The organism is Paenibacillus jilunlii (assembly GCF_900102965.1).
Classification (GTDB): Bacteria; Bacillota; Bacilli; order Paenibacillales; family Paenibacillaceae; genus Paenibacillus_AQ; species Paenibacillus_AQ jilunlii.
Map to the genome: position 1 here is coordinate 163,127 of NZ_FNGM01000005.1, position 11,979 is coordinate 175,105.

Here is an 11,979-nt window from a genome sequence, read left to right on the forward strand (position 1 = left end):
TCAAACAAATTGTAGTTCAGATCAGTCCATGTTTCCTTCCTATTTCTTGGGCAAGTGATAGGAAGATAAGGGCAAGTGTCCCGGATATCCGCAAGAAAAAAGAAAAAAACCAAAGAATTACCCCCAAATGATATGGGGAATTCTTTGGCTTATTTATAAAACTTATTTAGGATGATGCATTCGACCCCGTGAACCGGAACATGCAACGAAAGATGAAAATCGCCTGTTAAGGTAAGCTGCTTTAATTGCAGGGAAGGTCTGGATATATTTTTCAAGTAATCCGTCTCTTCATGATTCAGATCAGCATATTCACCCATGCGAATCCATTCGTCATAAGCAGATCCATGGTCTCGGTTAAGACTGTATTGTTTGCATTTATAGGTTCCGTAGATATTTTGCAGGTGAATATTTAATAGTAAATCATTGGATTCTTCAAAAATATCATAAGAATGTTGATCCGGTTGGCCTCCCTTCATGAACAATTGGTCAGGGTAGGTGTGATTGTAAGCTAATATTTGGATGTTTTCTCCACGTTTGGTCATGATATAATTTTTGCCTTTGGCAAACACGGTGCTTCCCAGCTTAGATAAAAATACGAAGGCATAATACGCGGATTTCTTTATCCCTTCCGTATTCACCAGCCCTGTCCCCCCAAAAAAGGGATTGCTTTTAATATCCCATTCATAGAGAATATCGGAAGCCGATAAAAAACCGATGGCCTTGGCATGGGCCGCTGAGTGATCAAGCATATGATCAATAATAAAGGTGGCCATAAAAGCCGTATCATGAAGGAAATTCGTAACATCCCAGCTAAAGTTCCAGCGCGTTACGATGAATTCAATATCTTCCTTATAGTGAGTTTCCAACAAGCGATGCATCTTCTCCAGCAAATGCCTGGTATGGTTTTTGGCTTCATATTGAAACGGAATTAGCTTAATATCGACAGGACTTGTTTGGGATCGCTCCAGCCAATCTTTAAATTTGACGCGGTTATGGTAAATATTGCAGCTGTAAAAATCAAGGGGCACCGCATTTTCCCTGCAAAATCCGAGCAGTTTCTCCGAGAGCTGATCGTCCGTATGGAAATTTTCAGCTGCAGGTCCCACCTTGAGCGATGGAGATATTCCCTTAATGAGCAGCGCCGTTTGCTTATATAATTCGAAATATTGTTCAAGTGTACCGCTCCAATGAATCCCATACGCCGGAAGCTCAGTCCATATTTGAAAATACCATTCGGAAACCGTATCAAGGCCGTAACGGTTAATGCAATTCATCATAAAGGATTGAACCAGGGACAGCCACTGGCTCATTTCTTTCGGGGGCGAGGTATTTCCCTGATAATTAAAAAAACTGGTGCTTTTGCTGGCAAATAAAAGCGGCATATAACTCAGGCAAATAAATGGTTTGAGTTCAAGCTCCCGGGTATAATCCAGAATATTGTTAATAAATTTCCAACTGAATTTTAACCCGTCCCGATCTTTCTGAATCACGTCCAATTCCTGATTGAATACGCCTTCAAAACGTAAATATTCAATTGGGATTTCTTCCCGCATCTCTTTGATTTGATCACGTATATTCTGATTCAGCAGCGTATTGGCAGATCCAATGTTCATGATTTTGTTCCACACCTGCTTTAATTCGTAACCTTCCGCTTGAATATCCTTGACAATGGTGGATTGGATCGTATTTTCCTCTATTGCTTTTAGTTCGAGCGGAAGCGAGGCGTAGTGATGAATCAATTGCTCCTTGGAAAAGTCGGTCAAAGCCAGGCCGTCCTGGTTCTCCTCCAGATGTTTTTTGCGCAGCTGCAGAGGGGTTAATGAAAATTTATCTTTGATGGCTTTATAGTAACTTTTTTCATCACTGAAGCCTGAAGATAAGGCTATGTTCGTAATTGACGTTTCCTGGTTTTGCAGCAAGAACAAAGAATACCTGATCCGGACTTCTTCCAAATAAGCTTTAAACGTAACCCCGGCGTTTTTCCGGAAAATGTCAGATAGATAAGATGAATTATAATGCTGTTCCTGTGCGATTTGATTTAACGTAATCTTCCCTTTGAAATCCAGTTCAACCCTGTTCAAGATTTGCTGGACAATATTAAATTCTTTATTTGAAGCACGATTGTCCGGCTCCGGCGAGGGAAGCTTTTTACTGAAACGGGACGTTATGTAGCCCAACAACCGGAGAACATCGTTATTTTCTTCCCCCTGCCCGACCAATTGACTAAATAAAATACGAACAACATCATACGGATGTTGGTTGTCTTCACTATTTTTGAAGGATTTCAGATCATAGTTCAAGTTGTAGAAATCGTGATTGTGCTTATATATAAAAAGGCTGTCCACGTGCAACTGAATAAAGCGGGTATTTAAGGCCTGCGGAACTACGCGATGGGATTCGAAATGGTTAATTAAAAGCAGATTGTCTTCATGTAGATGATAATCATTTTGGCCGATGGTCACCTTCAGTTTCCCAGTAAAAAGCCAGATTATTTCCAGACCCGAGTGTCGATGCAGCTCTTCGGAATTAGTATCATTGACCTTGACATGGATCGGACACCCCGGCAGATACGGAATCTGAATAACGGAATACTTCAAATCATCACCCCCTTAATAATTTTAACCAACAGGTTTGGTACCAAGTCTGGCTCTAGAGTTTGGAACAGTGAAACAGCGACAGCAAAGGATGGGAAGATAAATCCTAAGACTATCGCTGTTTCATTGAACTAGCACTTCCTCTCAACACCAATATCTACACTTTTTTTGAATTTTTGCCGGGTCAAGAAAAGTCTGGATCGAAGCATGAAACTAATACGTCAAAATAAATCACTGCTTAATAATTTATGAACTAAGAGATTCCATTAATCTTTGTTTTAATATTTCAATTTTAGTATTACTATCATTAAATAAAAATATTTCATTAACTTGAAAATCATTTATATGCTCTGAATAACTAATTAGTGCTAGGTTCATACCTTCATCAAAGCGCACACTCGGATATTTGATAGCATGGAATCCAGCAGCTATAGCACAATCAGCAATAAATCTTGTAAAGACATAGTGAGGCTTGTGCCACCCCTCCCCTTCATTTGGCGAACTCATTAAGGATGACCATCTTATTAAGTTAATGATGTTTGACTCATGTGATTGCATTGTTAAGTCTAAAACTTTAATTGGTTTTTTTATACGAATGTTTGCAATCATCACACCTTCTTGGGGTGAACGTAGTTCATGGAAGCATGTTTCCGGCTCCTCAGAAAGGTATAATACTTGTTTTCCAGCATGATTATATCTTCCCTCAGCAACCTTCTCTTTAGGAGGAGCAAAAAAGTCAGCTGCAGTATAAACAATTTCATTATTGAATATTCGGGCTCTGTATACTGCATCAGATAAAATCTCAGGATCAATAGTTTGAGATATATTAGTGATTTCTTGAAACACCTCAAGTGCAAAAGGATGTTCATTAAACTGCATATTATAAGGATAGATGATTCCACGTAATTTTTGGTTGCATCGAGGACATACTAAATCAGATAAGAATTGGTTAAATTCATCTTCAGTTATAAAATCACTGAATCGCATCATCGAATACAATGATGAAATTTGTATTGAGTAGGTTTGAAAATCCTGATCGTTAATATAGACACCCGGCCAGTATTTGATAAATTCATCTACACATTCTTCACAGCATATGATATCTGCTGAAAAAATCGAATCAAATTCTTCTGCAAAAACTAAATGAAAGAACTCTAGTTTATCCTGGAGTGTTATTTCATCTTCGATCAAAATCATCACCTTTCGTTTCTTAAACTTATAACGTTTGACGAGGTCGGAATCGTCTGCCTAATAAACACAGTGTTCTTCTTGACTCATTGACTTATCTAAGTAAATTAATCTTACAATTTGAATGAAAAAAAGAATAGTATCCAATCGACCTATGCACATGGGGAAACTTCTCAACTACTGATTATTTTATACGTATGTTGATGGCCAAATGTTAATTGACTGATTGCTTAATCTGTAGCCGCATCATCAGTTTTGCTTCGATCAAAACGATATCTCTTTTGATCCTCTTTATTAACATAGAAGATGGACTGGCCCTCGCAATAGAAACTCATCACAGGAACATCTATTAGTTTATGTATTGTAAAATCTTCTCGCTTCTGTTTTGCTTTTCTTTTTGCAAACGTAAATAATAACTTGGTGCTTACTTCTCAGCAAGCGTAAGTACGTATTATGATGCTACACGATATCAAGACAGAGAATTTGATATCTTTTAGGTGTGAAATTAATTACAAAATCAATATACCCTGACAACAGGTGGAGGGCAAAGCCCAAGTGTCAACGAGCAGTTCCCGACCGCCAGATCATGAAAACCAACCATTTTTGCGGCCTCCTTCTCTATCTGTAAGCGTCCCAACTACAATTGATTTATTTATTGAATAACATATAATGTAAGTTGTGTTATTCCAAACAAAATGGAGATGGTATTTATATGAAAGTGGTCATTGGAGCAGGGCAGACAAAGTATGATGGTTGGCTCAGTACCCAAGAAGATGAATTGAATTTACTATCTTTGGAGAGTTGGATCAACTTATCTGAACCAGAGAGTATTGATGCACTCTTGGCTGAACATGTGTGGGAACATCTAACTTACGAGGAAGGGGTTACGGCTGCGAAGTATTGTTATCAGTTTTTAAAACCTGGCGGTTACATCCGTTGTGCGGTTCCCGATAAAAATTTCCGTAATGAGTGGTATCAACAGATGGTTCAAGTCGGAGGTCCTGGACCAGCGGATCATCCTGCGGCATCCCATAAAATAGTTTATGATGCAAAGACTTTTGTATCCGTATTTGAAATGGCAGGGTTTGATGTAACATTGTTGGAGTATTGCGAGGAGAACGGAGATTTTCATTATACATACTGGAATGAAATGGACGGGAAAATAGGGAGATCATTTCGTTTTGATACAAGGAACTCCATTAATGAATTAGGAATGGTATCCATTATTATAGATGCAAAAAAGCCGTTGCTGATAAAAAATAATACTTAAGATTTGAATTAAATTCGCCCCATTTCTCGGGAAATCTTGAGCCTAAAAATGGGGTGTTAGCCATATCATTAAAGGTTTTAATTTCGCGAATCACGGGTACTGCGATTAGACTCAGACAGAGGCTAAAATTCATCCGATCAAAGTTACATCAGGAATTGTGTTAGCAATTCTATTCTTCCTTTTAAATTATTATTCGAATTTGTATTCGGTCCAAGAGCAATCATTTTATCTATACTTGAATGCTTATGTTTTTTAGAATTTTCAATTTTCTCACAGATTACAGATACAACAGTGTTTATACCTTTTTTCAATTCAATAATATAATCATCCTCATTGAACATTTCAGGTAATAGAATTTCTCGGCACTCCCAAACGTGTGGTAGTGTCTTAGCTAATTTTATTGCCTTATCATTTTCATTTATTTTCAGATACAGAAAGCAAAGATTTGCTTTAGTTGTGCAGCGGACTTTTTCATTTGTACTACTCAACAGCACACGTTCGGATAGGGAAATAGCTTCATTAACTAACTCGGATTTTGTATCCGTATTATTTTTTATCGTTAATGCTAATGCAAGTTCAGACAAAAATCCACAATTGTTAGGGTATACTTTTATGGCCTCTCTAAGCGTATGAATAGCTTCATCAATTCTCCCGTTTGACTCATATTCATGTACAATAGAAAATGTGCTGTTAATTTTTTCGACATTGCGAATATCATCCATTCCTAGCAATTCATCAATGGATGTATTATAGAAATTTGCAATGCTGGGAAGCATAGTTACATCCGGATAAGTAGTATTATTCTCCCACCGGCTAATGGCTTGAGGGGATACGCCGAATACCTCTGCAAGCTTTTCCTGTGTGAGTTCGTTCTTAATTCTAAGTTTTCGAAGATTTTCGCCAATTCTGATTTGCATAATCACTGCTCCTCTATAGTTTTTATAAGCTTCTATAGAAAACATACTACAAGCAGCTTGCAAATCACCATTACTCATTTGTTGAGTAAAAGACAACTAAAGTGAGAAGAGTCCTTACTACCCAATTACATTGGCTGCGATAAGTCCTTCCCGGTAAGTGAAAAATTTCAAAACACGCATTCCGTGGCGGTCAACGGACGCTTAAGCAATTCCCATCCGGTCTTGGCGGAGATAAAAGAGGCAAGCTCCCATCCCATCCGGTAATGCGTCTGATAGCCGGGATGGTATCGTCCGCCCCACCCTTCCACCTCTGGATGAATCAGCCCTAAATCAACCAATGCTACCTTTCGGTTTCCAATTTGATTAAAATAGTCCACGACCTTATTCACACTGGCAAGATAGTTGTTATTCATGGTTCCAACACAGCAAAAGACATAGGGATCGTTATATTGATCCAGGATAACCTCAATGAATTTTATATAAGCGGCAATATACTCCTCATCATCGACTGGCGTAGAATAGTCGTTTTGGCCCAAGTTAATGATAATTCCATCAGGAATATACCGGGAAAAATCCCATGGTGCCGTCTCTTTGCCGAGTGTTCCGAAAAAATGCTCCGGCAAGCCATGCTTATTCCCTACGGCATCCTGCAAAACGCCAATGCCGCAAATGGCCATCGTATGATATTCGGCGTTCAACATTCTGGCGCTGATCCCGACATAGGACATGTAACCGTCGTCAAGATGCGGGGCTTCAGCGAGCACATGCGGATGGCCGATCCCTGCTCCATCTGTGATGGAATCCCCGAAGTATTCAAGCCGGATAGGTTTGGCCGCAGGCGGGGCAAGGAAGCTTCCGCCGTCCGGAAGAGAAAAATGATGAAATGCAATACTTCCGGTCAAAATCCCCGTCCGCTTATGGATTTCCAAAGTGTGCCCACCATCCGGGAGCCCCCGTTCGATTATGTATTCATGGACCCCCTTCTTCAGATTAATCCAGTTACGGGCGACACCGTCCAATACGATTTCTACGTAATCCTGGCCATCGGAACCCTCTGCTGTCATGGAGACGGCCGTACCCCGGAAAGCAAGATGAACAGCACTGTTAACCCATCCGCATTTCGGATTCCCTTTCTCAGTCAGATCAAATCTCCCCACCAGCCTGGTGTACTTGGTAAAGTCAAAATCCAAAGTAACTCCTCCCATCAAATTCTGCATAGGTTATCTCATTTCCATAACGCTCTGCATAAATGACCCTTCCCGAATGCCTACAGCGCTTCCGGAAGGGTCCTTGTTCAATTAGTTCATATGAGTAAGCCCCAGCTTCGGATTCGCCAGGTCGAGCTTATACATGACCTGATTGTAGTTATACCGTGGTGTCGGGACCTGATTCGTGAACGTATTCGTATAAGTCCCCTCGAAGTAGATAACCCGGCCGCCATCCTTATTGAAGTTTTTGTGCTGGGCAACATTGTAAAAAGTATAATTATTGTGCGTTACGATCTTTTTGGCATGGGTCCAAGGACCTTGAGGCGCCGGAGCTTCCGCGTACCAGATTTCTCCGAGCACTGACGTCTTCCCCTGCACCTGCTGCCCGATCATCACGTAACGCTGCCGGTAATCGTTCCATTGGGCGGCGCTTGAGGAGATTTGAACCTCTTCACCGGTATCGGCATCTTGCAATTGATAATAATGCGAATCATCCGCTTGGATCACGCCTAAATGGATCAGTTCCTTCTCTTGATTCTGGTTAAGCGGCGGAGTATTCTTTTTCCAACCCCATACAAGCTTGCCGTTTGCATCGCGTTCCAACGAAGTTTGAGCCCCGTTATAGGTCGTTCCCGGTGTCAAACATGTGAAGGATTCATATTGAGTATAGTCGATGATGGCGTCATAGCTTGCGGGTACGCGTAAATTCGGCATCCGGTGTTCGGTAAAGAGCCAATAACCCGCCCCGCTCTCCTCATAATAGGTCGCCTGGCCGCCCGGATGGCGCCAATCGTCCTTGGAAGGAAACTGGACGACTTGCTCAAACTCCTTAATATTGTCATTAAAGGCAAGGATGCCGAAGGCGCTGAGTCCGGGATTATGCGTACTGTAGCCGGCGAGCAGGCGCTCCTGTCCGGTGCTGTCCCTGGCGGTCATCAAACCGAACACCCAAGCTATTCCGGCGCCGTCAGGCAGCTGCGGCACCAAGCTTTTGACGAAACCGTCCCCGTTGGTAAAATAGTCCAGATTCACGCCGGCATCCGGGTCCAATCCGCCGTTTTGCGGCAGCTTAGACGTCGCTCCCGTCACCCGGAAGTTCCCCAGCGGATACGCCGGTCTGTCGGTATCCCCCCAGAACCAGTACAGCTTATGGTTGTACACGATCGTCTGCACGGAATCCTGTCCCATGACCAAACCGTTGATCAGCGGCTCCTGAACCGGCGCCCCCAAACCAAGGAGCATACTGTCCCGATAAATGCCTTGGCCGGTAATCCGGTACAGCCGTTCAGCGATGTTGACCCGGTTCATCCCGATTGTAATCATGCCCCCGGGGATAATCTGTACAGCCTGCCCGCGATTGCCAAACATATCGGCAGGGATATCATAGCCGTGGCTCGACAAATGGAAGAAGACTGTCTGATCCATCAATCCGGGTTCGTTGAACGCCACTACACCAGCACTATCCGTGTAATACAGAATGTTGTTCGTCGTCTTCAGCTCAACAAGAGGAATGCCCCGGCCCGTCTCGGCATCCACGACCTTGATCCTGAACGGCTCCTGGACCCTTTTCTTTGCGCTGCTCAGATTCTGCCCGGCGCTGCTTTCCGCCGCCTGTGATGCACTCGCGCTGACCGGAGCCGTCATAATCATCAGCACAATACAAGTCCAGATTCCCGCACTTTTCCACTGTTTCATTTTCATTTTCTTGGCCTCCCTGCTTATTCATATCACGCCTTGCTTGAGCACCATTCGAATGGTCTTCACCTCGAACGGACGGAATTGGAGCATTACAACACCGCCTTCTTGCGGCACCTCTGCAATCTTCTCCTCCAGCATATTTGCATCACTAACTGCCGCAACGGGCAGCCCGGTGTGAAGCCTGCAGACTACCGAGGCCCCTTTACTCTCGTACAGACGCACAACCCAATCGCCCGATCCGTCTTCGGCCAGTTTGACCGTCTCCGTAATCACATTGGCCTGATCGATGCAGAGTAAGGATTGTTCCCCGTACCCTTCCCCAGGCACAAGGCTGACAGGATAGTTCAGCTCATAAGCTTCGCGCACGACAGGACTGTCGAGAAACGCGCCGTTCCAGAATGTAAATCCATAAGTAAAATGTTGCACCCCTTGATCGGACGTTTCATCCGGCCAAGTTGGAGCCCGAAGCAGCGTTAGGCTCATCGTGTTATCGTTGACCGAAATGCCGTACTTGCAGTCGTTCAGCAGGGCGAAGCCGCGGTTTGCCTCTGCAAGGGCAGACCACTTATGCTGAACCACTTCGTAACGGTCCGCATCATGCGGACGCGAAGCATGATTCGGCCTCTTAACGTAACCGAACTGAATTTCCTGCAGGGACTCGTTCGTATGAATGCGGACAGGAAAATCGGCTTTCAGCAGCTTATTCTTTTCGCGCCACTGAACCGTTGTATGGAATTCCACCCGGCGGCTGCCGGCACCCAAGCGGATATCCTGAATCATGGTTGAATGATTCAATTCCCGCTCAACCCGAATATTCGCGAAGAGCGGCCCATTCGCAGTAACGGATACTTTGGCATTTGCGTTCAGCCCGACGGGCGCCAAGCGGTAGCGCCGGTCAATCTCCCAGGCATCGAAATCCGAATTTTGATCCCGGTACATCCGCATGACATTGCAGTGGCCTGCTGCCCATTCCGTACCGGTCTCCTTATCGAAAATCCGCGTGATCTCACCCTTTTCGTTAAATTCAAGCCCGATCCATTCATTCTCCATATGCGATTTACTTACAGAGACTGCCGGCAGAACAGGAACGGCTGGCGCTTCCGGTTCAGTCTTGTACGTCAACCAGCCCATGGAAGGAGCCTCTAGCCGGGCATAGCTGACACCTTCGTGCAATTGCACCGGTAGAGCTGCTCCATTCCTATCCGCAATCCCGTGAACGCCATTAGGTAATGCTGCCAGTTCCCGTCTAGCCCAGGACAGCGAGTTAAATACGGTAACACTGGAGGGCTTTCCGTCCGTGAGCGCATCTCTTGCTTCTGAAGCCATGTCGTACACGTTCTTATTCAATTCCACCAGTTCAAGCTGCGCCTCTTCATGGACACGGTGGATAGATGAGCCCGGCAGAATATCGTGGAATTGGTGCAGCAGCAATACCTTCCACAGACGGTCCAGCTCCCCGTAAGGATAGGTCCGGTTATTAAAATGCTCCGCCGCAGCCCCCCATAGCTCCGCCTCACGGAAGCCTATTTCCGCCTTCCGGTTCAGTTTTTTGATGACCGCTTGTGTTGTATAAGTCCCGCGGTGAGCGGGATAATAGAGCTCACCTACATACTTGGCATCAGGAATGCCCTTTTCGCTCTGATCCCGGAAAAAATCGATGGGCGAGCCGTGCTTCGTCTTGGGGACGCCCTCCAGATTGCCGAGCCTGCGCATAAACTCAAGATCGTCCCGGTTGGAGCCTCCGCCTCCGTCGCCATGCCCGAACTGCGTGAGCCGCGTAGAAATTCCTTCAAGCTGGACGCGGTCTTTCCACTGATGGATTAAGAACGACGGACTGATCCGAATCGGGTAGTAGTCTCCATAGTTGAGCAGGTGCGACAAGATTTGCGAACCATCGATCCCTTCCCACAGAAACGTATTATGCGGAAACGGATCTGCTACATTATCATAAGTACCGAACAATTTAACGGAACCAAAATACTTAATCCCGCAGCCCTTCATGATTTGCGGCAGGTTCCCGGAATAGCCGAACACGTCAGGCAGCCACAGCATTTCGTTGTCTACGCCGAATTCTTCCTTGAAGAAGCGTTTGCCGTGCATCGCCTGGCGGATCAGGCTTTCACCGCTGGTGAGGTTCGTATCCGGCTCAATCCACATGGAGCCTTCGGGAATGATTCTGCCGTCCTTCACCGCCTGTTTGATGCGCGTATACAGCTCAGGATACAGCGTCTTGACCAGCTGGAACAAATAAGGCTGGCTCTGCGTGTAAGTATATTCCGGATATTCGTCCATGAGCGCCAGCTGATTGGACATGGTCCGTGCAATCTTACGCTTCGTCTCCGCAATCGGCCACAGCCAGGCTACATCCAGGTGGGACTGTCCCATAAGGTACAGAGTAGGCGCCGTCGAACCGTTTATACAGGATAAAAGCGGTTTCATAATCTCCCTGCACTGCTTGGCGTTCTCTTCCAACAATTCCTGGCACAGGGTCAGGTCGACCGCCGCAAATACCTGAGTCAGACAACGGTCAATCTCCGCAACGCGGAGAGATTTGACATCGAGATGGTTGCGAAGATCGTACAGGCATTCCAAATCGATAAAAAACTGGTACACTTCTTCTTCAAAAATACAGAGCTGCGACTCTCCGAACATCGGCTGGGAATCCGAATGGCCGGCGTAAGCCTCTGCGACAATCACGAATTGCTCGCCGCTTTTCGCCGAACGGGTTAAGGTTACGTAATGATGGTTAAAGTCCTTTGCACCACTCACAATGCCGTCAACATACACGGTCGCTTCGGACCCAAAATCGAGCATAGCCACCAGCCGTTTGCCTTCGGCCTCCTTCGGAACGATGATTGTCGAGCGGAACCAGCCGTACCCCCACTTCTCCCCCCACGGTTGTCCCGGGGCAATGCTCTGGAACGGTTGTTCTTCCATTTCATGAATGAACAGCTGTTCCTTTGTCGTGAAACCTGAAAACTCCATTGGAGAAACCTTTGTAATCATAAATTGATTTCTTTTATTCAGAAGCTTTTCGGCATGGAATGCAATTTCTTTTTTCTCATTCAAAGCTCTTCTCACATCCTATGGTTTCGTTAACAATC

7 protein-coding genes are annotated in these 11,979 nt (G+C 44.8%); 1 reads left to right on the forward strand and 6 read right to left on the reverse strand.

The genetic code is table 11. The features are described 5' to 3' along the window. Positions 1-149: 149 nt before the first annotated feature. Positions 150-2,462: a GH39 family glycosyl hydrolase gene (locus tag BLQ82_RS11390; protein WP_163704265.1), complete on the reverse strand. Its 2,313-nt coding sequence runs from the start codon at positions 2,460-2,462 to the stop codon at positions 150-152. A gap of 378 nt (positions 2,463-2,840) precedes the next feature. Further along, positions 2,841-3,785: an RES family NAD+ phosphorylase gene (locus BLQ82_RS11395; protein ID WP_163704267.1), complete on the reverse strand. Its 945-nt coding sequence runs from the start codon at positions 3,783-3,785 to the stop codon at positions 2,841-2,843. Between the two features lie 709 nt (positions 3,786-4,494). On the opposite strand from BLQ82_RS11395, the gene BLQ82_RS11400 reads away from it, so the two are divergent. After that, positions 4,495-5,052 (forward strand): class I SAM-dependent methyltransferase, encoded by a 558-nt coding sequence (locus tag BLQ82_RS11400; RefSeq protein ID WP_062527105.1) that lies wholly within the window; start codon positions 4,495-4,497, stop codon positions 5,050-5,052. Positions 5,053-5,195: 143 nt separating this feature from the next. Here BLQ82_RS11400 and BLQ82_RS11405 read toward each other — a convergent pair whose 3' ends face one another. The 4 genes from BLQ82_RS11405 to BLQ82_RS11420 all read right to left on the reverse strand — a co-directional run bounded on the left by BLQ82_RS11405 (position 5,196) and on the right by BLQ82_RS11420 (position 11,944). Next, complete coding sequence (locus BLQ82_RS11405) at positions 5,196-5,969, reverse strand: helix-turn-helix domain-containing protein (protein ID WP_062527103.1); 774 nt, start codon at positions 5,967-5,969, stop codon at positions 5,196-5,198. 167 nt (positions 5,970-6,136) lie between these two features. Then, positions 6,137-7,159 (reverse strand): SGNH/GDSL hydrolase family protein, encoded by a 1,023-nt coding sequence (locus tag BLQ82_RS11410; RefSeq protein WP_244280766.1) that lies wholly within the window; start codon positions 7,157-7,159, stop codon positions 6,137-6,139. Positions 7,160-7,267: 108 nt separating this feature from the next. Then, positions 7,268-8,878 (reverse strand): hypothetical protein, encoded by a 1,611-nt coding sequence (locus BLQ82_RS11415; RefSeq protein WP_062527101.1) that lies wholly within the window; start codon positions 8,876-8,878, stop codon positions 7,268-7,270. A gap of 21 nt (positions 8,879-8,899) precedes the next feature. Further along, positions 8,900-11,944 (reverse strand): alpha-mannosidase, encoded by a 3,045-nt coding sequence (locus tag BLQ82_RS11420; protein WP_062527099.1) that lies wholly within the window; start codon positions 11,942-11,944, stop codon positions 8,900-8,902. Positions 11,945-11,979: the final 35 nt, after the last annotated feature.